Below are 26,864 nucleotides of genomic sequence, written 5' to 3' on the forward strand. Positions count from 1 at the left end.
GGGCCGGGCGACGCGGCGCCTAACCTTTGAAGCCGTCCTTGCCCCGGCGGCGTTCGGCAAGCTGGTCGACGGACGATGCACGCAGGAACGGGTTGGTCGCCAGTTCCTTCGCGATCGTCGTCGGCACGGTCGGCTCGCCTGCCGCACGTTGACGCGTCACTTCTTCTAGCCGTTCGGCGATCGCAGGATTGTCGGGCTCCGCGGTGACGGCATAGCGCGCGTTCGAGGCGGTATATTCGTGAGCGCAGTACACCACCGTCTCGGCGGGCAGCGCCGCAAGCCGCTGCATGTTCCCGAACATCTGCGCCGCATCGCCCTCGAACAGCCGGCCGCATCCCATTGCGAACAAAGTGTCGCCGGTGAAGATCACGGCGTCGTCGGGCAGATGGAAGACGATATGCCCAGCGGTGTGGCCGGGCGTCTCGATAACCGTCGCGACGTGCGCGCCGAGCCGCACCGTGTCACCCTCCGCCACACGGACATCGAGCGTCGGAATGCGCTCCGCCTCCGCCGCGGGCCCGGTCACGACCGCATTGTGCGCCGCCTTGATCTCCGCATTGCCGCCGGTGTGATCGGGGTGCCAGTGCGTGTTCCAGATCTGGCCGATCGTCCATCCGCGCCGGTCCGCCTCGGCCAATACGGGAGCCGCTTCCGACGGATCGACCACCATCGTCTCGCCTGATGCGGGTTCGTGGACCAGCCAGATGTAATTGTCGCTCAGCGCCGGGATGCGGACGATGTCGAAGTTGGTCATGCGGATGCTCCTTCCAACGCCGCCTCACCAAGGCGACGGGTTATCGTTTCGGCCGGTTCGGCACGGGCCAGCGCAACGCCTTGTCCGGCCCAAAGCGGCGAATAATCGCCGCGCCCTTCGGCTTCCGCCTTCGCCCGCAGCGGGGCCAGCGCAGCGCTGGCATATGGGAAGGGTGGCGCGGCGTCGTTCACCGCGCCCAGCGTTTCGATCAGCCGGTTGCGCAAGCCGCGCGCCAGACGGCCAGAGAAGAGGTTCGTGAAGACGCTGTCATCCGCGGTCGCCTCGGTCAGGCGGGTGCGGTGCGCTTGGCTGGTCATGGTTTCGGGCGATAGGAGATAGGCAGTGCCGGCCTGAACGGCGGAGGCGCCAAGCGCCATCGCCGCCCGGACGCCCCGCTCATCCCCGATCCCGCCCGCCGCGATGACCGGCACGTCTACCGCATCGACTATCGCGGGCAGCAGCGATGAAAGGCCGACCGGGTGATGGCCGAACAGGAAGTGTCCGGCATGCCCGCCCGCCTCGAACCCCTGCGCAATCATGGCATCGCAACCCCGCGCCGCCAATGCCTGCGCTTCGTCCACATTGGTCGCATTGCCGAATACCCGCGCGCCGGCGGCCCTGATCCGCTTAAGAAACCAGTCCTCTGGCAGGCCGAAGTGGAAGCTAACGATCTCGGGCCCGACCCGTTCGACGACCTGCATCATCGCTTCATCGAACGGACGGCGCAGCGGTGGAGCATCGATCCGAAAATCCAGCCCTTCCGCCGCATAGAATGGCGCCAGCGTCTTCAGCCACGCCGTCTCGTCCGGCGCAGGAGGCAAATCGTGACAGAAAAAGTTGAGATTTATCGGGCCGGGCCCGCTTGCCCGGATCGCATCGACCTCCGCCATCACCTGCTCGCCGGTGAGCGTCGCACAGGCGAGCGAACCGATGCCGCCGGCGCGCATAGCGGCGATCGCCAGGCGACTACCGGCGAACCCCGCCATCGGCGCCTGTACGACCGGCAGCCGCGCCCCGGTCATGTCCAGGAACGCAGCCACCGACATGCTTACCACTCGCCGATATTGGGCATCGACTTCCACGGTTCGGCCGGTTCCAGCACGCCGTCCTGCAGGATCTCGATCGAAATATTATCGGGGGTGCGAACGAACGCCATGTGACCGTCGCGCGGCGGCCGGTTGATCGTGACGCCGCCATCCATCAGCCGCTGGCACGTTTCGTAGATATTCTCGACACGGTAGGCGAGGTGCCCGAAATTGCGGCCCCCGGTATAGGCTTCCGCCTCACCGTCTTCCTTCGGCCAATTGTAGGTCAATTCGACCTCAGCCTGGGCACGCTCGCCGGGGGCGTTCATATCCTCGGGGGTGGCAAGGAAGATCAGGGTGAAGCGGCCCTGCTCGCTTTCCATCCGGCGAACCTCCTTCAAACCGAGCAGTTCGAAGAACCGGATCGTCGCGTCCGGATCGGTGACGCGGATCATGGTGTGCAGATATTTCATCGATACGGCTCCGTTTGCAGCGTTGCGCACCAGATAGGGCCTGCGATCTCGCGCCGCCACTATGCCGTTGATGTCAGGGCGTTGCCTTGGGAAGGAATTGCGCCAACGCCGCCTGTGCGCTCTTGCCTGCCGGGGCATCCGGCGCGATCGCGACCGCGCGTTTCCATGCCTCCTTCGCGCCGGCCTCGTCACCACCCAGCGCCGCGATATTACCTGCCTCCAGCTGCACCGATGCGTCATCGCCGGACCGGCGGAGCGCCTCCGCAATGTCCTTCTTCGCCCGCGGCAGATCGTCCATCCGACGCGCAAGCGTTGCCGACAACAACCAGGCGAGCGGGTCCGCCGACGCAGTGGTCAGCGCCTGATCGATATCGCCACGCGCGCTCTCCAGCTCGCCATTGGCAACCTGCGCGCGGGCATGATCCAGATAGACTTCGCCGAGTTCGAGCCCGGTCAACGTGCCCCCGGCAAGAGCCGCATCCAGCGCGGCGCGTGCCTTGTCGCTCGATTTCGCCGCCAGCCACGCATTCCCGGCCTGCGCCCAATAGGCGGCGGAACGACCATCCTTGGCGAGTTCGGCCGCGCGGGCCGCCGCTTCGAACTCCATCGCCGCAGCGTCCAGTTTTCCCGCATTGGCATAAGCGACGCCGAGGCATTGCCGCGCGAGAACCCCGCCACCCGACAGCCGCCAGCGCGATCCTTCCTCTATCCCCGCGGCTGGCTTGGTCGTCGCGAGATCCATGCAATGCGTATAACGATCAGTCTGGGCCGGCGGTCCGGCGGACGCCTGGGGGGACTGAATGGCCGCGGTCGTCGCGAGCAGAAGGGTCAGGATCATAAGCGGGCTATCACATCCTCCGCCGCACCCACGATCACCGCGATGTCGGCATCGCGCGACAGGCGGTGGTCGCCGTCCTTTATCAACACCGTCTGCACATCGGCTGAACGCAGCAGTTCCGCGAGCCGAACCGTTCGCATGTAGGGGACGTCGCGATCGAGTTGTCCCTGCACCAGCCGGACGGGTACATCGATTCCGATCTGCGCGAACATCAGCCGGTTGGCTTCTCCGGACGTCCAGAAGGCGTTGGTATACAGCGTCGGCTCCGGCCCATAAGGCGACGGGCGCGTCACGCGACCTTGTCCGAGGATCGCAATCTTTTCCTCCGTCGTGAAACCCCAGTCGGTGAAATCCGGAGCGGGTGCCACGCCGACCAGCCCCGCAACCAAATCCGGACGGTCGCGCGCAACCAACAGCATGATCCACCCGCCGAGCGACGAGCCGACGAGAATTGCGGGCCCCTTCGCCAGTCGTTCGAGCATCGCGATCGTATCGTCGCGCCAGTCGGCCAGCGTCTGATCCTCGAACTGCCCCCCACTTTGTCCGCAACCGCCATAGTCGAACCGGAGAAACGCGCGGCCCTGCGCCTTCGCCCATGCCTCCAGCGCGAGCGCCTTAGTGCCGGTCATGTCGCTGGCATAGCCCGGCAGGAAGACGATGGTCGGTCCGGTGCCTTCGGTATGATGGTAGGCAAGGGTGGGGCGGGGCGCGGGGCCGCTGCGATCGGGTTCGGTCATCTTGGGCATTTAGGGCAGGGGGACGAATTTTGCATCCCTGCGCATTTCGCCCATCCGGTCAGAAGCGGAAGCGTGGTTTCTCGACGTCGCGATCGTTGGCACAGATCGATCGCAGCGCCTGCCACTGCATCGCATCCAGGGCCGGGGTATAGGGCCCTCGCGCGCTGGCGGCGAATGCGGTTGCGCGATCGCTGGAGACCGGATGGCTGGCGAGGTAGTTCGTCATCTGCGCAAGGCGTGACCCGCTTTCCTTCGCCTTCCCCGATAGGCGGCGGAAGAAGTCCGCGGTCGGGATCGGGGTGATCCGTGCGGTCTTCAGCGCGGCGATCGAAAACTGGTCGGCGCGGGTCTCGGCGCCGCGGGAGTAAGACGAGGCGAGCAGCGTATTGGTATACCCCCCGATATTACCGTCCAGTCCGCCCAATAGAACGCTGAGGCCGATTTGACGAAGTAGCGACTCCATGACGTCGCGATGTCTCGCATGGCCGATTTCATGGCCGATAACTCCGGCAAGCTCGTCAGGTGATTTCGCCGCGCGCACCAGTCCGTCGAACACGACGATCCGCCCGCCCGGCAGGGTCACGGCATTGACCAGCGGCAGGTTCACAACGCGCACGTCGATCGCAGCGTCGTTCGGGTCGATCCGCTCGACCAAGGCGGCGAGCGCCTCGGGTCCGGTCCCCGCGTCGCAGGTCCGCCCGCCAAGATCTCCCACCATCAGATCGCCGAGCTTGCGTTCGACGGAGGGCGGAACTGCACGCGCGACGAGCGCCGGTGTCTGGAGAAAGCCGTAGACCACGATACTGGCAACGACCGCCGAGACGCCGATCGCGGGCCACAGGCCGAAACGGTCGACGATCCGCCCGTAACGCTGCGGCGCCGGAAGCAGGGAAGCGATCTCTCCCGGGACCCCGTTTTCGAAGCCGATCCGCCAGCCGGGCCGGCCTTTCAATCCGAACATCACGTCGGTGCCGGTCGCGTCACGTGGCTGCAACTCGTCCAACGGGCGGTCGTCCAGCATTTCGCCGGCAGCGGTCGCGAGAATGAAGCGGTCGCCCGCGATGCTGAAATGGGCATCGCGCCGGACCGCATCGACCCCGTTATAATGCCAGACACGGTTCGTCATCGGATCAGAACGCACCGACGTCGAACGCGTCCAGCAGCCCTTCGCCCTGACGAGCTTCGCGCGTTTTCGATTGGGTAAGCTGATCGAGACGCACGTCCCCGAATGCTTGCAGATGGCGGATGAAGAATGCCCAGTTCCGATACGCGACGAAGATGTACCCGATCCCGAAGGTCAGAAAGATGAGCGCGATCGACCCGAGCATCAACTTGATCCAGTCCATCGTGGTGGCGGTGAAACCGAACTCCAGTTCACCGAGCGTCAGATTGCCGATCACTTCCTTAAAATAGGCCGAATAGAAGATCAGCGCGATGACGCCGAGAACGCCGTAGAACATGAAGACGAAGACGAACCCGATCAGGAAGATCGTTGCCTGACCCGGCATAGCGCTCATGGTTGCGCCAAGCCCGACCAGCGTGCCGGCCCCGATGAAGACGGCGACGAACACGAAGATCGGTACCAGATAGAAGAGCAGGAAACGGAGCATCAAGGGGCCGGATTTCGCCGCCGAGTTGAAGCGCATCGGACCAAAGCTCATCTTGTTCCAGCGTTCGTTCCACAGGCTCGTCATCGACCAGGGAATCAGCAGACCCAAGGCCAGGCTGCCGACGATGGTGCGCCAGAGATATTGCCCGCCATAGCCCAGTCCCTGATCGTCGCTGCCGCCCCGGATTCCGTGCCAGAACGTCCGGCTCAGGCGATACCGGAGCGCACGGAAGATCGCGATGCCCAGCATGTACAGAATCAGCAGGTACAGGCCGAACATCATGAGGCCTGCCATGCCGGGGTGACCGCGTAACACCACGCCCTGGATGATCAGGTTTATGAGGCCGAAGGGCAGGAAAACCAGCACGATGGCAAGTATGTATCCGATAAAGAGTTCCAGCCCGGTGCCGGTCCATTCCAGTCGATCGTCGATGAAGCGGGTGCTGCCCCAAAGATAACGCCGAACCCGCGTCCGTGCCCAGAAGGAATACAGGCCAAGCGTGACGATCGTCAGTGCGAGGTTGGTGAAGGCGATCGGCGCGAATTCACGCCACGTGCCATGGAAGGCGAACGCACCTCCGCCGGTATCCGGATCATTGCTCATCGATATGTCCCCCAGCCCGGTGGCAAGAGATCGAAAGCGGCGGGGCCAGTCAATGCGCGTTTTGCAAGACGATGAGAAATCGAGCGGCCGGATGGCGTTCGGGGATCGGAACTTATCCTCAAACCGCCTTGGTCGGGCTGGTGAAAATGTCCTCGATGGCAAGGTCGAACAATTCGGCGATCCGGAACGCCAGGGGCAGGGACGGATCGTATCGTCCGGTCTCGATCGCGTTCACGCTTTGACGGGAGACTTGCAGCCGGTCGGCGAGATCCCCCTGGCTCCAGTCGCGTTCGGCGCGCAGCACTTTGAGACGGTTCTTCATGTCCGGCTCGCTCTACGATCGAACGCGTTGATGCAGGATCCGAGACCCAGCCCGGCGAACCACAGGACCGCGATGTAATATGCGTCGATATGCCCGACGAGTTCGAAGTTCTCGAGAAAGCCCCAGATCGTCGCGATGCTGAGCGCGAACCCGCTGGCGATAAGGACCTGGCGACCGGTCATCATGCGCACATATTCATCCTGTTCCTCGATCAGATACCGGCCCATTGCAAAGAAAATCCCCATGATCGGAAGCGCCGGCAGGATCGCCGCGAAATAGGTCATCGGGCTTGCAAGGAGGTGATTTTTGAAAGCGTAGATCGAACCCATGAGGAACACGGCGTACGCGGCGCTGAGGATGACCACGCTGACATTGTACCGGCGTAGGGCGGGCGAGATGTTTCGTTTCATGGTAATAGGTCCTTTCTATCTTGTAACGTACCCTTTACATCTAGCTTGCGTTGCCTGTCAATGACCCTTTCCAAAAAGTATGGGTAGAACGACATCGGGTTGGAGTCTGGCGTCCGCGGCGCTCGCCAAGGCGAAGAGCAGGCAGTAACACCGAGACCATGAGACTCCCGCTGTTTGCGCTACTCCTGTTTCTGGTCGCCTGCGCGCCGCGAGCGAGCGTCGGCAATGAGGACGACGATATGTTGAACGTCACGAGCGAACCGATGAAGCCCGGCACGCGTCCGGTCCAGATCGGCGAGGGGGGACCGGCCTTTGCGGCATGCGCGACGGTTGGGCGCGTGGTGAACATCTCCGCCACGGGCGAGACATATCTACCGGTGCGGGCGGCGCCGTTCCTGGAGGCGGACGAGGTGTCGCGATTGCCGAACGACACGCGATTGCTGGTCTGTACGCGATCAATCGATCAGCGCTGGCAGGGCGTCGTCGTGCCGCCGGCGGATCGGCCGGGCACGGATTGCGGTGTCAGTGCACCGGTTGCATCGCGGCAACCCTATTCGGGACCATGCGTCAGCGGTTGGGTGGCCAGTGCTTTCGTCCGGGCGGTCGCGAACTGACGGCGACCGCCGGTGCTTCCGACACCTTAGCCAGCAAAGGCTTCCAGCGAGGCAAACAAGGACGGGACCTGGGGATCCCAGCTGTGCCGCGGGCCGATCGTCATTCCGCCATCCACCGTGATGTGCGTGCCGGTGACGAAGCTGGCGTCGTCGCTTGCCAGATAGGCTACGGCCGCGGCGATATCCTCCGCCCGGCCGGCGCGTTGCAATGGCTGCGCCCGCGTGGCGATATGACCGATCGCGCCGTTGGCCTGCGTGCGCTTGTCGCCCGAGATACCAAGCGCCGAGGTGAAGATGTTCGTCGTGATGAAGCCGGGGCACACCGCATTGACGCGGATATCGTAGCGCGAGAGATCGGCAGCGGCCATCGTCGTGAGATGCAGCACGCCCGCCTTGGCGACGGAATAGGCCGTCGGCGCGGCCCCCGTTTGTAAAGCTGCGATGGACGCGGTGTTGACGATCGCGCCGCCACCGCGCGCGATCATCAGCGGCGCGGCGTATCGTATCCCGAGCGCGACCGATCGCAGCAACAGCGCCTGGGTGCGATCCCAGTCGTCCGGGCTGATCTGATCGATCGGATCGCGCGATCCGCCCGCGCCGGCATTGTTGAAGACGACGTTCAAGCCGCCGGCTGCGTCGGCCGCCTGCATCAGGGCTTCGATATCATCCGCCTGCATCACGTCGGTGCGCTGGAAATGGATGCGCCCGTTGCTCGTTTCCGCAAGATCGCGGCCGCCGGCTTCGTCGATATCGCCGATCCAGACTTGGGCGCCCTCTTCTGCGAGGCGCAGCGCGGTAGCCTTGCCGATTCCCGACGCGCCCCCGGTCACCACGGCATTCTTGCCAGCGAAACGCATCGCATTCTCCCGTCGAGCTTATCGTGTATGAGGTTTTGCATAGCATAGTATGGCGTTCTGCCGGGTCAACGCCGGGCTTTTGGAATTTCGGGTAGGGTGCAGGCTTGCCGTGTGCGGCGTGCATCTCTAACCGTCGTCCCAGCGAATGTCGCCAGCGACGGCATGACGGAGAGGTAATCCAATGGCACTCGACCCCGAAACTTTCGACGCCCTGATCGACACGGTGCGCCGGTTCGTCGCCGAACGGCTGCGCCCGTTGGAAGGGGCCGTCGAGGAGGCGGACGCGATCCCGGCGGATGTCGTTCAGGAGATGCGCGACATGGGCCTGTTCGGCCTGTCGATCGCGGAGGAATATGGCGGTCTCGGCCTGACGATGGCGGAGGAAGCGCGGGTCGCGATTGAACTGGGGCGCACGACCCCGGCGTTCCGGTCCACGTTCGGCACCAATGTCGGCATCGGTTCTCAGGGACTGGTCATGTCCGGCAATGACGACCAGAAAGCGTCGTGGTTGCCACGGATCGCGAGCGGCGAGATCATCACCAGCTTCGCGTTGACCGAACCCGATGTCGGTAGCGATTCCGGTTCGGTGAAGACGCGGGCGGTGTTCGACGGACAGTCCTATCGCCTGTCGGGGACGAAGCGCTACATAACCAATGCCGACAAGGCGGACCTGTTCACGGTGATGGCGCGGACCAGCGACGACCCCGGCGCGCGCGGCGTTTCCGCTTTCCTCGTTCCGCGCGATCTTGCCGGGGTCTCGATCGGCGAACCGGAACGGAAAATGGGTCAACGGGGTGCGAAGGTCGCGGACGTGATTTTCGACGATGTCGTTGTTCCGGCGGAGAATAGGCTGGGTGCGGAGGGCGAGGGGTTCAAGATCGCGATGCGCGTGCTGGACCGTGGACGGCTGCATATCAGCGCCGTGTGCGTCGGCGTGGCGGAGCGACTGATCGCAGACTGCGTCGCCTATGCGACCGAACGCAAGCAGTTCGGCAAGCCGATCGCGGAGCACCAGCTGATCCAGGGCATGATTGCGGATTCCAAGACCGAGGCTTTGGTCGCGCGCGCCATGGTGCTGGAGACGGCGGCGGCGAAGGATGCGGGCAAGGACGTGGTGATGGAAAGCGCCGCGGCAAAGTATTTCGCGTCCGAGATGGTCGGCCGCGTCGCCGATCGCGCCGTCCAGATATTCGGCGGCGCGGGCTATATCGCGGATTACGGGATCGAGCGGCTGTACCGCGACGTGCGGCTGTTCCGCATCTACGAAGGGACGAGCCAGATCCAGCAGATCATCATCGCGCGCGAGACGATCAAGCGCGGGGGGTGATGCTTCGATCGACGGATTAGCACGAAGGTACGGCGGAATTGAGCGGGACCAGGGCGGTCCGGCGCTTTTCTTGAGACACACTGCCCCTCTCCCAACCCTCTCCCCGAGGGGAGAGGGCTTTTCGGAGAGAAATATGGATACGACGAACCTTTTCCGTCTCGACGGGCGTACGGCGCTGATCACGGGCGGATCGCGCGGGATCGGGAAGATGATCGCGGCTGGCTTCATCGCTCAAGGAGCGACGGTGTACGTCTCCTCACGCAAGGCAGAGGCCTGTTTCGAAACGGCGAAGGAGCTGGGCGAGCGCTGCATTCCGTTGCCGCAGGACGTATCGACCGTCGCCGGGTGCCGCGCACTGGCCGAGCAATTGGCGGAACATGCCGACAGCCTGGATATCCTCGTCAACAATGCCGGTGCAGCCTGGGGGGAACCCTTCGAGGTGTTCCCGGAAAAGGGCTGGGACAAGGTGATGGACCTGAACGTCAAGTCGCCGTTCTTCCTGACGCAGGCGCTGCACGAGGCGTTGAAGAAAGCGGCGCGGCCGGATCGTCCGTCCAAGGTGATCAACATCACCTCGATCGACGGTCAACGACTGAACCCGTGGGACACGTACAGCTATCACGCGTCCAAATCGGCGCTGATCTACCTGACCAAGCGGATGGCGGCGCGGCTGGTGTCGGATTCGATCAACGTCACGTCGATCGCGCCGGGTGCGTTCGCCAGCGAGATGAACAAGGCGGCGCGCGATCACGGGTCGGAGATCGCCAAGGGTATTCCGGCCAAGCGCATCGGCGTGGACGAGGATATGGCCGGCACAGCGATCTATCTCGCCAGCCGGGCCGGGGATTATGTGATCGGCGACACGATCACGGTCGATGGCGGCCTGGTGCACGCGGCACTGGGGACATCGATCGACGCCTGAGCGATCAGGTCGTGGCCTGAGGGTGGTGGGGGACGAGGATCATCGTATCCCCCCTCCACCCGCCAGGATTTGAGGCGGGAGAGGAAGTTCATCCCGATCACGCTCATGTCGCCGAACGCGGGCGACACGACGACCGGCAGGTCACGCGCGACGACATTGCCGATGCGCAGTTCCGGGATCGTGGATGTGCGCGCGCGGACCGAGCCGTTGGCGGTCTGCAACAGCACCGGCATCGCGGGCGCTTCCACGTCGAGGCCAGCGGTCACGGCGCTCTTCGTCGATAGTGCGGTGATCGTCGCGCCGCTGTCGATCAGCATCCGCTGCTTCGTATCGCCGATCTTCACGGTGACCCAGAAATGGCCGTCGCGCGACATGGGCACGCGAAGCTCGCCGCCGACCGCCTGTTGCGCGCGCGGATCGCGTCCGAACAATTCCCCCAATCGCGCGAACCGCGGATCATATTGCGCCCGATCCTTGATCACCGGGATCAGGATAGCAAGCGCGACCCCGGCCAGTGCGAGCGTCAACAGATTGCCGACGATGCGAAACCGGCGTGCGGCGACGACCAGCATGATGCCCGCCGCGATCAGGACGTAGAAAGGCACGTTGCCGCTGGTGAGGTTGGTGAAGGTGTCGGTCACTTCCGCCAATATGGGTGCGGCGTGGCGGGTTGGAAGTGGTTGGGGTCTATTGTGGTGGGTCTGTTTCTCGACTTCGCTCGAAAAGAACGGGGGGTGGGGGCGCGGCCGTCGCTGGGCCCCCGCTTCGATAAACTCAGGGCGAACGGTCAGTTTTGTTCGGCCTCATGTCATCTCGCGATGATCGCACCCGGCGTCAGCGGGCGATGCCCCCTGCCGCCAGCACCGCGAGCGTGACCAGTTCGCTGGCGGTCGAGGTCATCGGGGCGATCTGGACGGGTTTTTCCATGCCGATCAGCATCGGGCCGATCATCGCGTCGCCACCGAGTTCGCGGAGCAGCTTGGCGGAGATGTTGGCGCTTTGCAGGCCGGGCATGATCAGCACGTTGGCCGGGCCGGACAGGCGCGCGAAGGGGTAGTTCGCAAGCTGTTTCGGGTTGAGCGCGACGTCGGGGGCCATTTCGCCTTCATATTCGAAGCTGACCTGACGTGCGTCGAGCACCGCGACGGCGGCACGGATGTTTTCCAGCCAATGGCCTTCGGGGTTGCCGAAGGTGGAATAGCTGAGGAACGCGACGCGCGGTTCGTGGCCCATGCGGCGGGCGACGGCGGCGGTCTGTTCGGCGATGTCGGCGAGTTCCTCCGCGCTCGGGCGCTCGTTGATCGTCGTGTCGGCCATGAACACGGTGTGCGTCTGGCCGACCATCAGGTGGATGCCGAACGGGATCCGCCCCGCCTCCGGATCGATCACGCGGCGGACCTCGCGCATCGTGTGCGCATAGGTGCGAGTGATACCGGTGATCATCGCGTCGGCATGGCCGAGCTGGAGCAGGACCGCGCCGAAGATGTTGCGATCCTGGTTGATCATCCGTTCGCAATCGCGACGCAGATAGCCGCGGCGTTGCAACCGCTTGTACAGGAAATCGACCATCTGCGGCACGAGCGGCGAATTGCGGCTGTTGTGCAGTTCGTATTGGCTCGGGTCCGATACGCCGAGCGCCTTGAGCCGTTCGGGCACGTCGTCGCGACCGACCAGCACCGGCGTGCCGTAGCCGCCGTCCTTGAACGCGATCGCGGCGCGCAGCACGACTTCCTCCTCGCCCTCCGCGAACAATACGCGCTTGGGATGCGCGCGTGCGCCTTCATAGGCGAGGCTCAACACCGAGGTGGTCGGGTTCATCCGGGCGCGCAGCGCGGTGCGGTACGCGTCCATGTCGAGGATCGGCTTGGTCGCCATGCCCGAATCCATCGCCGCCTGCGCGACCGCGCTCGGCACGATCTCCATCAGGCGCGGGTCGAACGGCGCCGGGATGATGTATTCGGGGCCGAACTGGTGCCGGACGCCATAAGCGATCGCGACTTCCTCCGGCACCTGTTCGCGCGCCAGAGCGGCGATGGCGTTGGCGGCGGCGATCTTCATCGCATCGTTGATCTGCGTCGCGCGGACATCCAGCGCGCCGCGGAACATGAACGGGAAGCAGAGCACGTTGTTGACCTGGTTCGGATAATCCGACCGTCCCGTCGCGACGATCGCGTCGGGGCGCGCCGCCTTGGCGAGTTCGGGGCGGATTTCGGGTTCCGGATTGGCCATCGCGAAGATGATCGGGGCGGGGGCCATGTGCTTGACCATTTCCGGCTTGAGCGCGCCGGCTGCGGACAGGCCGAGGAACACGTCGGCGCCGTCCAGCGCCTCCTGCAGCGTCCGGCGGCTCGTCTTCGCGGCGTGCGCGGACTGCCACTGATTGACGTCCTCACGACCCTGATAGATCACGCCCGTGCGGTCGCACATGATGACGTTGTCGTGGCTGACACCCATCGCCTTCATGAGTTCGGTGCAGGCGATCGCGGCGGCACCGGCGCCGTTCACCGCGACCTTGATATCCTTCAGCTCGCGCCCGGTGAGCAGGCAGGCGTTGATCAACCCGGCGGCGGTGATGATCGCGGTGCCGTGCTGGTCGTCATGGAAGACGGGGATGTTCATGCGTTCGCGCAAGGCTTGCTCGATGATGAAGCATTCCGGCGCCTTGATATCTTCCAGATTGATGCCGCCGAAGGTCGGCTCCATCAATTCGATCGCATCGATCAGGCGGTCCACATCCTCGCTCTTCAATTCGATATCGATCGAGTCGACGTCGGCGAAGCGTTTGAACAGGACGGCCTTGCCCTCCATCACCGGCTTGGAGGCGAGCGCGCCGAGATTGCCCATGCCGAGGATCGCGGTGCCGTTCGAGATCACCGCGACGAGATTGCCCTTCGCGGTATAGTCATAGGCGGTCGCGGGGTCGTCGGCGATGGCCTGCACCGGCACGGCGACGCCGGGGGAATAGGCCAGCGCCAGATCGCGCTGCGTGGCCATCGGCTTGGAAGCGATGATCTCGATCTTGCCCGGGCGGCCTTCCGAATGGAACAGCAGCGCCTCGCGCTCGGAGAATTGCAGGTTCGTATCGTCGGACATTCGCTTCCTTCCCGGCTCGGCCCCTCTTTAGGTTTCCAACGCCGAGAATGGAACCGCCTTACGGCGTGTCCGGGCCGGAACGGGGGCCATTGCGGGATGGAAGCGCGCGCCGTAACCGGAGCCGATGTCCCCCACTTCGACTCCTTCGGCCCCGACGCCGATGATGGCGCAATATCTGTCGCTGAAGGCGGAAGCGGAAGATTGCCTGCTTTTCTACAGGATGGGCGATTTCTTCGAGATGTTTTTCGAGGATGCGAAGATCGCCGCCGCGTGTCTGGACATCGCGCTGACCGCGCGCGGCGAGCATGACGGCGTGCCGATCCCGATGTGCGGCGTGCCGGTACATTCGGCCGAAGGATATCTGGCGCGGCTGATCAAGGCGGGGCACCGCGTCGCGATCGCCGAGCAGATCGAAAGCCCGGCGGAAGCGAAGAAGCGCAGCGGCAAGACTTTGGTCGGCCGCGCGATCATCCGCGTGGTGACCGCAGGCACGCTGACCGAAGAGGCGCTGCTGGATGCGCGGGCGGCGAACTGGTGCGTTGCGGTGGGCGAGGCGGCGGGCGGAGTTGCGATCGCCGCCGCCGATGTCTCGACCGGGCGGTTCGAACTGATCGAATGCAGCGCGAGCGGGCTGGGCGCGGAACTGGCGCGATTGTCGCCGGCCGAGACGATCGCGTCGGAGGCGAGCGCGTTCGGCGAGGCGGCGACGATGCTGCGGCCGAAAGTGGATTTCGACAGCGGGGCGGCAGAACGGCGGATCAAGGGTCTTTACGGCGTGGCGACGTTGGACGGGTTCGGGCAGTTCAGCCGTGCCGCGCTGGCGGCGGCGGGCGGGCTGATCGGATATCTGGAGCATACTGCCAAGGGATCGCTGCCGTTCCTGCGCCCGCCGCGCATCGCGCATGCGACCCAGGCGATGGCGATCGATGCGGCGACGCGGGAAAGCCTGGAGCTGACGCAAACTGCGACAGGTGCGCGCAAGGGCAGTCTGCTGGATGCGATCGACCGCACGGTGACGGGCGGCGGTGCGCGGTTGCTGGCGGCGGACATCGGCGCGCCGCTGATGGCACGCGAGGGAATCGAGGCGCGACTGGATCTCGTGCAACTGCTCGCCGAGGATGGGCATCTGCGCGATACGCTGCGCACTACGCTGCGCGGGCTGGCGGATATCGGGCGTGCGCTGGGGCGGCTGGCGGCGGGGCGAGGCAGTCCGCGCGATCTCGGGCAATTGCGCGACGGGCTGGACGGCGCGTGGCGGCTGGGCGAGCGGCTGGACGGGATCGCGACGCCGCCCGTGCTGCTGACCGCGCTGGCGCCGCAACTGCGCGGGCACGGGGCGCTGATCGACCTGCTGACGCGGGCGCTGGTGCCGTCGCCGCCGATCGATGCGGCGCAGGGCGGCTATATCGCGGCGGGCTATGACGCGGCGCTGGACGATCTGCGCGATGCGGGCGCCGGCGGGCGGCGTGCGATCGCGGCGCTGGAGGCGGAGTATCGCGCGCGCACCGGTATCGCCGCGCTGAAGATCAAGCATAACGGCGTGCTCGGCTATCATATCGAGGTGGCGGCGAAAAATGCCGATACGCTGATGAAGCCGGACAGCGGCTTCACGCATCGCCAGACGATGGCCGGGGCGGTGCGCTTCAATGCGCCCGACCTGCACGACGTGGCACAGAAGGTCACGCAGGCGGGGGCGCATGCGCTGGCAGCGGAAGCGGCGCATCTGGAGGATCTGACCGCCGCGGCGCTGGAGGGGCGGGAGGCGATCGCCGCGACGGCGGACGCGCTGGCCCGGCTGGATGTCGCCGCGGGACTGGCGGAACGCGCGGTGGAGGGGGCTGGGCGCGGCCAGCTTTGGTCGATCATGCCTGTTTCGAGATCGTCGGCGGGCGGCATCCGGTGGTCGAGGATGCGCTGGCGAAGCGTGCCGAGCGCTTTGTTGCGAACGATTGCACGCTGTCGGAGGACTCGCGTTTGTGGCTGGTGACCGGGCCGAACATGGGCGGCAAATCCACGTTCCTGCGGCAGAATGCGTTGATCGCGGTACTGGCGCAGGCGGGCAGCTACGTGCCCGCGACGTCGGCGACCCTGGGGCTGGTCGACCGGTTGTTCAGCCGGGTGGGCGCATCGGACAATCTGGCGCGCGGTCGATCGACCTTTATGGTCGAGATGGTCGAGACCGCGGCGATCCTGGCGCAGGCGACGCCGCGTTCGTTCGTCATCCTGGACGAAGTGGGGCGGGGCACGTCGACCTATGACGGGCTAGCGATCGCCTGGGCGGTGGTGGAGGCGATCCACGAGGACAATCGCTGCCGGTGCCTGTTCGCGACGCACTATCACGAACTGACACGGCTGGCGGAACGGTGCGACGCGCTGACGCTGCATCATGTGCGCGCGCGCGAGTGGAAGGGGGAGCTGGTCCTGCTGCACGAAGTGTCGGAGGGGCCGGCGGATCGCAGCTACGGGCTAGCGGTGGCGCGGCTTGCCGGGCTGCCGCCGGTGACGATCGCGCGGGCAAAGGCGGTGCTGGCCAAGCTGGAGGCGGGTCGGGCGAAGACCGGCGGGCTGGCGGCGGGGCTGGACGACCTGCCGCTGTTCGCCGCGATGGCCGAGGCGGTGGAGGAGCAATGCGATGCGATCCGCGCCGAGGTCGAGGCGATCGACGTGGACGCGCTCACCCCGCGCGAGGCGCTGGATGTCCTGTACCGGTTGAAGGCGCTGGCGCGGGAATGAGGCGGGAGGCGGCATGAACCGCCCCCCGATCCCTAGTTCAAGTTCAGCGGCAGCGGACCTGGTTGCCGCTGTTCTGGTCGATCGACTTGCCCGCCAGCGCGCCCGCCGCGCCGCCAAGCAGCGTGCCAACGATGCGCGAGCGGCCACCGTCGATGACGTTGCCGAGCAACGCGCCGCCCGCCGCGCCGACGATCAGGCCGGTCGTGCCGTCGTTGCGCTTGCAATAATAACGGCCGTCGGTGCCGCGATAGACGCGTTCGTCGGTGGCGAGCGTCCGTTCCTGATAATTGCCGCTGCGATAGTCGGGCGTCGGATCGTAATAGATGTCGTCCGCACGGCGATAGCCGCCATTGTCGACGTTGCGGTCGTCATACTGGCGATCATCGTAACGCGGATCATTATATTGCTGCTGCTGATAGCCGCCCGGACGACGCGCTACGGCGGCGCGATATCGGTCGGATTCGGCACGGAACACCTGCAGCTCGTTCGCCATGCGATCCTGCGCGGCAGTGAAGCGGGCGGTTTCCTGCGCGGTTTGCGCGGCGAGCGGGGCGGCGGCGAGCATGCTTGCGCCGAGGACGGCGGCGGCGATCAGGCGGTTCATCAGAATCTCTCCGGGGTCGTTACGAGATAAAAACAATCATCTTCCATAGTTCGTTCCTGCACCGCGCCGGATGAACGTTCGCTGCAACATCGCGGCAGGTGACGGGCCGCCTCGGGTCGCTTAACAGGAGTGGTATGTCCGGTCGTTTCGATAGCTTGCCCAACCGCCGTGCGATCATCGATCGTCGCGCGGTCGCCGATGCGCTGGCCGAAGTGCAGGGCGACGACAAGGTCGGGTTACGTCTTGCCACGGTGCCGGTGCTGAAGGCGGCGCTGGAAACCGGACGGATCGAAATCGAGCGGCGGCTGATCGAACATCCGTCGCGTGGGCTGGAGTCGGCGGCGTCACAGGCGTTTCTGACCGATCAGTTGCTGCGGCTGATCTACGATTTCGTCGTGCAGCGTCTGTACCCGGTCGGGAATGCGACCGCGGGCGAGCGGCTGACGCTGATCGCGGTCGGTGGCTATGGGCGCGGCGAGATGGCGCCGTATTCCGATCTCGACATCGGCTTCCTGACTCCTTGGAAGCAGACCGGCTGGGCCGAGCAGGTGATCGAGACGATGCTCTACACGCTGTGGGACCTGGGATTGAAGGTCGGGCATAGCAGCCGTTCGATCGACGAGATGGTGAGGCAGGCGAAAAGCGACATCACGATCCGCACCGCATTGCTGGAGGCGCGCTACGTCTGGGGCGACGACCAATTGTACGAAGAGGCGTCGCGCCGCTTCAAGGCGGAGGTCCAGACGGATACGCGCGGCTTCGTCGCCGACAAACTGGTCGAACGCGACGTGCGCCACCGCAAGATGGGTGACACGCGCTATGTCGTCGAACCCAATGTGAAAGAGGGCAAGGGCGGGCTGCGCGACCTGCATACCCTGTTCTGGATCGGCAAATATGCCCACAACGTGCAGCGCGCCGCGCAACTGGTCGAGGCGGGGTTGCTAAGCGCGGACGAATATCGCCAGTTCCACCGCGCAGACAATTTCCTGTGGGCGGTGCGGTGCCATCTGCACAGCATCGCGCACCGCGCCGAAGACCGGCTGACGTTCGACATGCAGCGCGACATCGCCCAGCGGATGCGGTTCGCCGATCGCCCGGGCAAGTCCAGCGTCGAGCGATTCATGCAATACTATTTCCTGCAGGTGAAGACGGTCGGCAATTTGACGGGCGTGTTCCTGGCGCATCTGGACGAGAAGTTCGCCGCGCGCGGGCGACGCTTCGGATTGCCGACGCTGAAGCGCAGCCCGAGCCGCTTGAACGGGTTCCGGTTGGATCGCGGGCGCCTGGCGCTGCCGTCCGACGATTTCCTGATTCAGAAACCGGTACGGCTGATCGAACTGTTCGCTCTGGCCGACAAGCATGGGCTGGAGATACACCCTCTGGCGATGCGGGCGGCGGCGCGGGGACGCCAAGCTGGCGGACGATCTGCGCAAAGATCCGGAAGCAAACGCCCTGTTCCTGGGCGTGCTGACATCGCCGCGCGACCCGGAAACGGTGCTGCGCTGGATGAACGAGGCGGGCGTCATCGGGCGGTTCATCCCCGATTTCGGCCGCGTCGTGGCGCAGATGCAATTCGACATGTACCACCATTACACGGTGGACGAGCATACGATCCGCGCGATCGGACTGCTCAGCAAGATCGAGCACGGGACGTTGCCCGACGATCATCCATTGGTGACGGCGATACTGCCGCAGATCGTGTCGCGGCGCGCGCTGTACGTCGCAGTGCTGCTGCACGATATCGCCAAGGGACGCGGCGGCGATCATTCGATCCTGGGGGCCGAGGTCGCCAGACGCCTGTGTCCGCGTTTCGGCTGCACCCCGGCGGAAACGGAGACGGTGATGTGGCTGGTGCGCCATCACCTGCTGATGTCCGCCACCGCATTCAAGCGCGACCTGTCGGATTTCAAGACGATCCTGGATTTCTGCGAGGTGGTGCAGAGCCCGGAGCGGCTGCGGTTGCTGCTGGCATTGACCGTAGTGGATATCCGCGCGGTCGGACCGGGGGTGTGGAACGGATGGAAACGGCAATTGCTGTCCGACCTGTACGAAGGCGCCGAGGAAGTTCTGCGGCTGGGGCACAAGCAGAAGGGCCGGAGCGAGCGCGTCGCCGCCAAGCAGGAATCTCTCCGGGCGGCGCTGGGATGGGATGAAGCGGCGTTTGCGGCGTTCGTCCGGCGCCTGCCCGAACCCTATTGGGTTGCGGAGCCGGAGGACGTGCTGGTCCGCAATGCGCAGTTCGTCGCGGAGGCGGGCGCCAGCGGAAAGGGGGCGCAACTGTCGATCGCGGCGCAGGTCTATCCGGAACGCGGGGCCACGCTGGTGACGGTCTATGCCGCGGATCATCCGGGTCTGTTCTACCGTATCGCCGGTGCGATCCATGCGGCCGGCGGCAACATCATCGACGCGCGCATCCACACGACGCGCGACGGCATGGCGCTGGACAATTTCCTCGTCCAGGATCCGTTCGGACGGCCGTTCGACGACGAAGGCCAGCTGGCGCGGTTGAAGACGGGGATTGCGGATGCGCTGGCCAATCGCGGACGGCTGAGCGACCGGCTGAAGGCCAAGCCGCTGCCGCGCCCACGCGCCGAGGCATTCCGGATCGCGCCGAACGTGCTGATCGACAACAAGGCATCGAACCGCTTCACCGTCGTCGAGGTGAATGCGCGCGACCGGCCCGCGTTGCTGCATCAACTGGCGCATACCCTGTTCCAGTCGAAGGTGACGATCCATTCGTCGCATGTCGCGACGTATGGCGAGCGCGCGGTCGACACATTCTATTTGACCGACCTGACGGGCGACAAGATTTCCAGCGGCAGTCGTTTGAAGACGCTGGAAAAGCGTCTGCTCGACGCGGCGGCTGGCGTCGATATGATGGAGCCCGCCTGACAGGAGAGTCGCGATGCCGGTACTGGGAATTGGTGGCCTGTTCTTTCGTGCGAAGGACCCGGACGCGCTGTCCGGCTGGTACCGCGAGCATCTGGGGATCGGCGCGGGATGCGTTTCCGCCGAGGGCGCGACGCCGGACGAATGGTCCTGGGCGGCGGAAGGCGGGCCGGTGGTGTTCGCGCCGTTCAAGGCGGACACGGATTATTTCGCGGCCGACAAGCAGTTCATGCTGAACCTTCGCGTTCAGGATCTGGATTCGCTGCTGGAGCAGTTGAACGCGGCGGGGGTGGCGGTGATCACGAAGCCGGAGTGGAACGATCCCTCCACCGGACAATTCGCGCGTATTCACGACCCCGAGGGGAATGCGATCGAATTGTGGGAACCGCCTGTTCGCTGAAGCGCGGGCCGGGTCTGTGTCCGTACCGTATCATCCGTCCTCCATCCCCCGGCTCGCTCCCGTTCGTTTCGAGCGAAGTCGAGAAACTCGCCTTACGCCCGCGGCCTGTTTCTCGACTTCGCTCGAAACGAACGGAGGTTGTGTCGGTGGTGTCGGCGGGTTCGGGGCATGTCCTTCGACGGGCTCAGGACGAACGGGTGGCAGAAAGTCCACGGCCCCCCCGAACGACAACGGCCCGCCCCCCGGAAGAGGGACGGACCGCTGCCTTAACTGATGTTTCGGATCAGAAGCGCGAGCGCAGCGTGATGCCGTAGGTGCGGGGTTCGCCGAGGAACGCCATGAACACCTGGTTGCCGGTGCCGCCGAAGTTACGAACGCTGTCGATCGAGCCGGCGCCCTGGAACGGGGCGTTGAAGGCGACCTGCTGATACTTGGTGTTGAGCAGGTTCTGCGACCAGAGTTCGATGCTCCACTTCTGATCCTGTTCACGCAGGCCGACGCGCGCGTTCATCAGGAAGAAGCCGTCCTGTGCTTTTTCCGCGAACAGGTCGGAACCGGTGTTGTAGTCGCTGGTCATGCGGCCATCGACGTAGAACAGGGCGGTCATACCGGACGAGCCGATCTCCGGCGACCAGCTGGTCGACATCGTCACGACGTTGCGCGGCGCGTTCGACATCTGCTGGCCGGCGAGCAGGAAGAGCGCGGGATCAAGCGCCTCGCCGGATTCGCTGCCGACGAGGTTGCGGCGGTACTTCGTGTCGGCGAACGTGTAGCCGAGGTTCACCGCGAAGTTGCGGGCCGGGTAGAAGCCGGCTTCGAGTTCGACGCCTTGCGAGACGACGCCATACTTCACCTTGCCGGTGCAGGCGCCGGTGGCCAGGATGTTGTCGGTATCGCCGCCGTTCAGGTTGTTCTCGCACGACCCGATATTCTGCACGACATAGTTGGTGCCGTTGAACGTGTTCAGCTGGAAGTTGCTGAACTGCTGACGGAAACCGGCGACGTTGAGCGAGAACTTGCGCGACTTGTACTTGAAGCCGATTTCGAAGGCGTCGACCGTCTCCGGATCGAAGCGGAGGCGTGCGGCGCTGGCCGAGGTCGGCGTCGAGAAGACGTTCTGGGTGAGATCCGAGCGATCGAGATTGTAGCCGCCCGCCTTATAACCGCGCGAATAGCTGGCATAGGTCAGCAGATCGTCGATCGGCTTCCACGACAGGACGCCGGTGCCGGTGAATTCGCCTTCCTTCAGCTTGTCGCGCAGCGGAACGCCGGTGAGATTGGCGGTCGAGTTGCCGGTGCAGGTCAGCGTGATGATGCCGCCGACGAGCTGCTGCAACGCAGGGCTTGCGAGCAACGGACCAAGCGCTGCCTGCTGCGCCGGGCAGACGGTGTTGTTGTTATTGATGTCGGCGTGGAAGTCCTTCTTCTCCCGCGTGTAGCGCAGGCCACCGGTCAGGCTGAGCCGTTCTGTCAGCTTGAACACGTTGTGGGTGAAGACGGCGAAGTTCTGGCTGTCTTGATAGTAGGCCGAACGGGTGTCGCCGAGATTGTTGAGCGTCGACAGGCGATCGATGCCTTGCAGTACGAGCGGCGTCGCGTCGCCGAATGCAGGCGTCGTGCCGGGGACGAGGCCGGACAGTACGGCGCGACCCGTCGGGCTGAGGCAGCCGGCGGCGGTCGGGCTGCGCAGCGCGGCCGCGGGGCTAATCGTCGCGACGATGCGGCAGGCGGCGAACGCGCCGTACTGGCTGCCGAACTTGAGGTTGTCGACGACGGTGACGTCTTCCTTCGAATAGTAACCGCCGACGAGCCAGTTGAGCTTGCCGCCGAACGCTTCGCCGTTCAGGCGCAGTTCCTGGCTGAACGTGTGGAACTGGCGGTAGCTGTTGCCGTCCGCCGGACGGTAACCGATGTCGAGATTGCCGTAATCGATGTCGGACGCGCCGCCCGATTTGTATTCGCGGTAGGCGGTGATCGAGGTCAGAGCCGCGCCGCCTAGGTTCCAGTCGATCTGCGCCGACGCGCCGTAATCTTTCGTGACGTTGGCATAGGCCTGGCCACGCGTGTTGGCGATGCGGCGGTTATAGGGATCGCCCGCGCTCGGGAAGACCGCGCCGAGGCTGGTCATGACGTCGACGATGCGGTTCGAACCGGCGATCGCATAGTCGCCCGCGACGCCCGGCGTTGCATCGAACTTCTCGCGCGTATCGACATAGACGGCGCCGCAGCACTTTTCGTTACGGCGGGTATAGTCGCCGATCAGGCGGATCTTGAGGTCCGACGAGGGTTCGAACAGCAACTGGCCGCGAACGAAATAGCGGTTGCGATCGTTATAGTCGGTGTCGTTGACGGTGTCATAATAGAAGCCGTCGCGCTTGCCGTAGACGCCGTCCACCCGGAAGGCGAGCGTGTTGGCGATGATCGGGCCGGTCAGCGCGCCGGCAATGCGGATGTTGTTGTAATTGCCGTAGGTCGCCTCGCCATAGCCGCCGAAGTCGAATTCAGGCTGCTTGGTGATGACGCTGATCGTGCCGGCGGACGCGTTGCGGCCCGACAGCGTGCCCTGTGGGCCGCGCAGGACTTCGATGCGATCGACTTCGCCCAGGTCGTTCAGGCCCGCGCCGGTGCGGCTGCGATAGACGCCGTCGATGAAGGTCGCGACCGAGCTTTCGAGGCCGGGATTGTCGCCGACGGTGCCGATGCCGCGGATGCGGGCCGAGGCGTTGGCTTCGCTGCCGGTCGAGGAGACCTGCAGCGATGGGGCGAGCTGCGCCAGCTGACGGATGTCGGTGGCACCGGAATTCTGGAGTGCGGCCTGGCCGACGGCGGAAACGGCGATCGGCACGTCCGACAGGCGTTCGCTGCGGCGGGTTGCGGTGACGATGATCTCGCCGGCATCGTTGCTTTGTGCCGCGGCGGTGTCGTCGGTCGCGCCGGCTTCGGTCGGGGACTGGGGCGATGCCGCAGAGCTGGTCGTGTTCTGGTTCGCCGGGGCCTGGCCGGGGGGGCATCCTGCGCGAAGGCGGGGACGGCGACCGCAAGGGTGGCGACGGACAATAGCAACGCGGACTTACGCATAAGCGACCTCTCCTGTATTTTTTTATCGGTTAGGGTCGGGCCTCATAGAGCCGCAGACACGAACGTCCAGTCCCGGAAACGGCGGAAAACCGCCATTCCGGGCCGGATCGGGCACAATTTGGGGATCGCGATTGCGCTTTACGCAACCGTAAACTCATCTGACGCTAGGGAAACGGGGAGGACGTTGCCGCCGGCGGAAAATCGCGAATGTCGATTTTGCAGCCAGCGGCGTACGTAACTTTTTGTGATGCGCAGTTATTTGGGCGCGAGAACCATCAGCATCTGACGGCCTTCCATACGCGGATAGGCTTCGACCTTGGCCGTTTCGGCGACGTCCGCCTGAACGCGCTGGAGCAGAATCATGCCGAGCTGACCGTGCGACAATTCGCGGCCGCGGAACCGCAGCGTGATCTTGACCTTGTCACCGTCACCGATGAATTCGGCGACCTTCTTCATCTTGGTGTCGTAATCGTGGTCGTCGATGTTCGGACGCATTTTGATCTCCTTGATCTCCTGCGTCTTCTGGCTCTTGCGAGCGAGGTTGGCCTTCTTCTGCGCCTCGTACTTGAACTTGCCGACATCGAGGAACTTGGCGACCGGCGGATCGGCGTTGGGCGACACTTCGACCAGGTCGAGACCGACCTCGCGCGCCTGCTCCATAGCCTCGCGCGTGTACATCACGCCGAGATTTTCGCCGTCCCCGTCGATTACGCGGACTTTGGGCGACTGGATGAATTCATTGAAGCGAGGGCCGTTCATCGGCGGCGCCTGCCGGTTCATAGGGGGTCGGATAGGTGTAGCTCCTGTAGTTTCAACAGCTTTATATAGGCGTTTTTACCGGTCGGCGAAAGATGCTCCCGCCGACCGTCTTCCGCTTTACTTCTGGTCCGGCGCGCGTGCGCCCTCGACCAGCATCGCGATCGCGTCGTCGAGCGAAAGGAATTGCTGGCGTTCGCTGCCCAACTGGCGGAGGGCGACGGTGCCTTCCTCCGCTTCGCGCTTGCCAACGACGAGCAGATTGGGAACCTTGGCCAGCGAGTGTTCGCGCACCTTGTAGTTGATCTTCTCGTTCCGGAGATCGGTTTCCACGCGCAGCCCGGCGGCACGCAGCTTCTCCGTGACCTCGTTCGCATAATCATCCGCGTCCGACACGATCGTCGCGACGACCGCTTGAACCGGCGACAGCCAGAGCGGGAAGCGCCCCGCATGATGTTCGATCAGGATGCCGATAAAGCGTTCGAACGTACCTAGGATGGCGCGGTGGAGCATTACCGGGCGGTGGCGTTCGCCGTCCGCACCGACATAGGAGGCGTCGAGCCGGTCGGGAAGGACGCGATCGGATTGGATCGTGCCGACCTGCCAGGTACGGCCGATCGCGTCGGTCAGATGGAATTCCAGCTTCGGCGCATAGAAGGCGCCTTCGCCGGGCAGTTCCTCGAACTTCGCCTTGATCGGTTCGCTGAGGTTGGAGAGCAAAACGGCCTGACGCAGTTCGTCCTCCGCCTTGTCCCACATGTCGTCCGAGCCGAAGCGCTTGTCGGGGCGCAGCGCGAGCTTCACAGCGTAATCCTCGAATCCCAGATCCTTGTAGACCGAGTCGAGCAGTTCGCAGAACTTCTGCACTTCCTCGATCAACTGATCCTCGCGGACGAAGATATGCGCATCGTCCTGCGTGAACTGGCGGACGCGCATGATGCCGTGCAGCGCGCCGTGCGGCTCGTTGCGGTGGCAGCAGCCGAATTCGGCCATGCGCATCGGCAGGTCGCGATACGATTTGATCCCCTGACGGAAGATCAGGACGTGCGCGGGGCAGTTCATCGGCTTGAGCGCCATCAGGTCGGCGGTGCCGCTGAAGATCGCCGCATCGTCTTCCGTCCCGGAATCTCGTCCGGCACGACGAACATGTTCTCGCGATATTTGCCCCAGTGTCCGGATTGCTCCCACTGACGCGCGTCCATCAATTGCGGCGTCTTCACCTCGACATAGCCGGCGGCATCGAGACGCCGCCGCATATAGGCCTCGAGCTGGCGCCAGAGCAGGAAGCCCTTGGGGTGCCAGAAGACAGAGCCTTGCGCTTCGGACTGGAGATGGAACAGGTCCATTTCCTGCCCGATCTTGCGATGATCGCGCTTCGCCGCTTCTTCCAGCCGGAAGAGATGCTGGTCGAGCTGCTTCTTGTTGAGCCACGCCGTGCCGTAGATGCGGCTGAGCATCGCATTGTTCTGATCACCGCGCCAATAGGCGCCGGAGACGCGCGTCAGCTTGAATGCATCGGACGCGAGCTTGCCGGTCGAGACCATGTGCGGGCCACGGCACATGTCGAGCCACTGGCCCTGGCGATAGATCGTCAGTTCCTCGCCATCCGGAAGCTCGGCCGCCCATTCGGCCTTGAACGTCTCGCCCTGTGTCCGCCACGTCTCGATCAGTTGTTCGCGGCTCCATACCTCGCGCACGAACGGTTCGTTCTTCGCGATGATACGGCGCATCTCCGCTTCGATCGCCGGAAGATCCTCGTCGGTGAACGGGCGGTCTTTTGGCGCGAAGTCGTAATAAAATCCGTCGTCGGTCGCCGGACCGAACGTGATCTGCGTGCCGGGGAAAAGGTGCTGCACGGCCTCCGCCATGACATGCGCGAAATCGTGCCGCGCGAGTTCCAGCGCGTCCTTTTCGTCCTTCGCGGTAACCAAAGCGAGCTGCGCGTCGCCATCGAAGGGGCGCATGATGTCGCGGAGTTCGCCGTCCACGCGCGCCGCGATGGCGGCCTTTGCGAGACCGGGGCCGATCGCCGCCGCAATGTCCGCCGGGGTCGATCCGGGTGCGACTTCCCGCACGGAGCCGTCTGGAAGCGTGATCGAATACATGTTCATCGGTCGAGAATCCTGTCGAGTGCGGCGCCTATGCACCGGAAGGCGGCCGGAGTGAAGCGGTCAGGAAACGGGATGGGAGCGGCCGTGTCTCTCACCCGTTCCCGGGTGGAGCGTTCGGCCGTGCGTCCTCAGTCGCGCGTGCCGAACTCCCCCGGAAGACCGGGGTGGTGGTAGTCGGCACGGGGCAGCGGCTGGACATGACGGTGATATAGCGCATCGCCGGGCGTTTCACCAGCGGCGACGAAGCGGGATCAGGCCGCGAGCAGCAGGGCCCCATCGGGCGATGCGAGCAATTGTTTGATCGCCACGATGTGCCGACGCACGCGGCCGTTAAACCCTTCGACCCCCGCATGGACGGCGTCATAGTCGAGGATGACATCGTGCGCTGCCAGGGCCTTCACGCCGACCCGAAGATCCTCGGTCAGCGAGATGCATTCCGACTTCAGGATGCAGACCTGTTTCCGGACACGATCGTCGCCGCTGGCCATCATCGGTTCGAAGATCTCGCGGTGGACGAACAGATGGTACGACCCGATCAGCAAGGCGGCTTCGGTGCACATCGCCTTTACGCGATCGCCCTTCGCAGGATCGCGTTGCGACAGGATTTCGTCGCCTCCGGCCATCGAAGCCTCGATTCGGTCGAGATAGTCCTGAAGCAGGCGCACTCGGGATTCCCCTTTCGCTCACTGACTTACGCAGAATGTTTTA

General features: G+C 64.7%; 20 protein-coding genes and 3 pseudogenes. 6 read left to right on the forward strand and 17 right to left on the reverse strand.

Going from position 1 to position 26,864, the window contains the following annotated elements:
* Positions 1–19: 19 nt before the first annotated feature.
* The 9 genes from gloB to H5J25_RS01290 form a co-directional block, all read right to left on the reverse strand.
* On the reverse strand, positions 20–754 hold the full coding sequence (gloB, locus tag H5J25_RS01250; RefSeq protein ID WP_202093979.1) for a hydroxyacylglutathione hydrolase: 735 nt from the start codon (positions 752–754) through the stop codon (positions 20–22).
* Positions 751–1,800 (reverse strand): NAD(P)H-dependent flavin oxidoreductase, encoded by a 1,050-nt coding sequence (locus H5J25_RS01255; protein ID WP_404829561.1) that lies wholly within the window; start codon positions 1,798–1,800, stop codon positions 751–753. Before H5J25_RS01255 ends, gloB begins: the two co-directional genes overlap by 4 nt.
* A gap of 2 nt (positions 1,801–1,802) precedes the next feature.
* Entirely contained in the window at positions 1,803–2,252 is a 450-nt protein-coding gene (locus tag H5J25_RS01260) for a VOC family protein (protein WP_202093982.1), read from the reverse strand.
* A 73-nt stretch (positions 2,253–2,325) separates the two neighbouring features.
* Complete coding sequence (locus H5J25_RS01265) at positions 2,326–3,090, reverse strand: tetratricopeptide repeat protein (protein WP_202093983.1); 765 nt, start codon at positions 3,088–3,090, stop codon at positions 2,326–2,328.
* Positions 3,087–3,827 carry an alpha/beta hydrolase gene (locus tag H5J25_RS01270; RefSeq protein ID WP_202093984.1) on the reverse strand — a complete coding sequence of 247 codons (741 nt, stop codon included), beginning with the start codon at positions 3,825–3,827 and terminating at the stop codon, positions 3,087–3,089. The genes H5J25_RS01265 and H5J25_RS01270 overlap by 4 nt, the downstream gene beginning before the upstream one ends.
* Positions 3,828–3,885: 58 nt before the next feature.
* Entirely contained in the window at positions 3,886–4,953 is a 1,068-nt protein-coding gene (locus tag H5J25_RS01275) for a M48 family metallopeptidase (protein WP_202093985.1), read from the reverse strand.
* A gap of 4 nt (positions 4,954–4,957) precedes the next feature.
* Complete coding sequence (locus H5J25_RS01280) at positions 4,958–6,040, reverse strand: YjgN family protein (protein ID WP_202093986.1); 1,083 nt, start codon at positions 6,038–6,040, stop codon at positions 4,958–4,960.
* 118 nt (positions 6,041–6,158) lie between these two features.
* Positions 6,159–6,362, reverse strand: a complete 204-nt coding sequence (locus tag H5J25_RS01285) for a helix-turn-helix transcriptional regulator (RefSeq protein WP_202093988.1) — start codon at positions 6,360–6,362, stop codon at positions 6,159–6,161.
* Positions 6,359–6,772 (reverse strand): hypothetical protein, encoded by a 414-nt coding sequence (locus tag H5J25_RS01290; RefSeq protein ID WP_202093990.1) that lies wholly within the window; start codon positions 6,770–6,772, stop codon positions 6,359–6,361. Before H5J25_RS01290 ends, H5J25_RS01285 begins: the two co-directional genes overlap by 4 nt.
* Positions 6,773–6,930: 158 nt before the next feature.
* Between H5J25_RS01290 and H5J25_RS01295 the strand changes: the two genes are divergently transcribed.
* Complete coding sequence (locus tag H5J25_RS01295; protein ID WP_202093992.1) at positions 6,931–7,386, forward strand: hypothetical protein; 456 nt, start codon at positions 6,931–6,933, stop codon at positions 7,384–7,386.
* A 26-nt stretch (positions 7,387–7,412) separates the two neighbouring features.
* On the opposite strand, the gene H5J25_RS01300 is transcribed toward H5J25_RS01295, so the two are convergent.
* The gene (locus tag H5J25_RS01300) at positions 7,413–8,243 is read right to left on the reverse strand and encodes an SDR family NAD(P)-dependent oxidoreductase (protein WP_202093994.1); all 831 of its coding nucleotides are present in this window, start codon (positions 8,241–8,243) and stop codon (positions 7,413–7,415) included.
* Positions 8,244–8,424: 181 nt separating this feature from the next.
* Between H5J25_RS01300 and H5J25_RS01305 the strand changes: the two genes are divergently transcribed.
* Positions 8,425–9,570: an acyl-CoA dehydrogenase family protein gene (locus tag H5J25_RS01305; protein ID WP_202093998.1), complete on the forward strand. Its 1,146-nt coding sequence runs from the start codon at positions 8,425–8,427 to the stop codon at positions 9,568–9,570.
* Positions 9,571–9,703: 133 nt separating this feature from the next.
* On the forward strand, positions 9,704–10,492 hold the full coding sequence (locus H5J25_RS01310; protein WP_202094000.1) for an SDR family oxidoreductase: 789 nt from the start codon (positions 9,704–9,706) through the stop codon (positions 10,490–10,492).
* Here H5J25_RS01310 and H5J25_RS01315 read toward each other — a convergent pair.
* A complete protein-coding gene (locus H5J25_RS01315; RefSeq protein WP_225883266.1) occupies positions 10,417–11,133 on the reverse strand; it encodes a retropepsin-like aspartic protease family protein in 717 nt (238 codons plus the stop codon). The genes H5J25_RS01310 and H5J25_RS01315 overlap by 76 nt on opposite strands.
* A 193-nt stretch (positions 11,134–11,326) precedes the next feature.
* Complete coding sequence (locus H5J25_RS01320; RefSeq protein WP_202094001.1) at positions 11,327–13,585, reverse strand: NADP-dependent malic enzyme; 2,259 nt, start codon at positions 13,583–13,585, stop codon at positions 11,327–11,329.
* Between the two features lie 160 nt (positions 13,586–13,745).
* On the opposite strand from H5J25_RS01320, the pseudogene mutS reads away from it, so the two are divergent.
* A pseudogene (gene mutS, locus H5J25_RS01325) lies at positions 13,746–16,318 on the forward strand (DNA mismatch repair protein MutS).
* A 43-nt stretch (positions 16,319–16,361) separates the two neighbouring features.
* Here the strand turns inward: mutS and H5J25_RS01330 are convergent.
* Positions 16,362–16,922 carry a glycine zipper 2TM domain-containing protein gene (locus H5J25_RS01330; protein ID WP_202094005.1) on the reverse strand — a complete coding sequence of 187 codons (561 nt, stop codon included), beginning with the start codon at positions 16,920–16,922 and terminating at the stop codon, positions 16,362–16,364.
* Between the two features lie 134 nt (positions 16,923–17,056).
* Here H5J25_RS01330 and H5J25_RS01335 point away from each other — a divergent pair.
* A pseudogene (locus H5J25_RS01335) lies at positions 17,057–19,814 on the forward strand ([protein-PII] uridylyltransferase).
* Between the two features lie 13 nt (positions 19,815–19,827).
* A complete protein-coding gene (locus H5J25_RS01340) occupies positions 19,828–20,211 on the forward strand; it encodes a VOC family protein (RefSeq protein WP_202094006.1) in 384 nt (127 codons plus the stop codon).
* A 283-nt stretch (positions 20,212–20,494) separates the two neighbouring features.
* On the opposite strand, the gene H5J25_RS01345 is transcribed toward H5J25_RS01340, so the two are convergent.
* The 4 genes and pseudogenes from H5J25_RS01345 to H5J25_RS01360 all read right to left on the reverse strand — a co-directional run bounded on the left by H5J25_RS01345 (position 20,495) and on the right by H5J25_RS01360 (position 26,821).
* Positions 20,495–23,056 carry a TonB-dependent receptor gene (locus tag H5J25_RS01345; RefSeq protein ID WP_263973947.1) on the reverse strand — a complete coding sequence of 854 codons (2,562 nt, stop codon included), beginning with the start codon at positions 23,054–23,056 and terminating at the stop codon, positions 20,495–20,497.
* 488 nt (positions 23,057–23,544) lie between these two features.
* On the reverse strand, positions 23,545–24,069 hold the full coding sequence (infC, locus tag H5J25_RS01350; protein ID WP_202094008.1) for a translation initiation factor IF-3: 525 nt from the start codon (positions 24,067–24,069) through the stop codon (positions 23,545–23,547).
* A 96-nt stretch (positions 24,070–24,165) separates the two neighbouring features.
* A pseudogene (thrS, locus tag H5J25_RS01355) lies at positions 24,166–26,150 on the reverse strand (threonine--tRNA ligase).
* Between the two features lie 257 nt (positions 26,151–26,407).
* Positions 26,408–26,821 (reverse strand): hypothetical protein, encoded by a 414-nt coding sequence (locus H5J25_RS01360; RefSeq protein ID WP_202094009.1) that lies wholly within the window; start codon positions 26,819–26,821, stop codon positions 26,408–26,410.
* Between the last annotated feature and the right edge of the window lie 43 nt (positions 26,822–26,864).

The organism is Sphingomonas aliaeris, assembly GCF_016743815.1.
In the GTDB taxonomy this organism is placed as follows: domain Bacteria; phylum Pseudomonadota; class Alphaproteobacteria; order Sphingomonadales; family Sphingomonadaceae; genus Sphingomonas; species Sphingomonas aliaeris.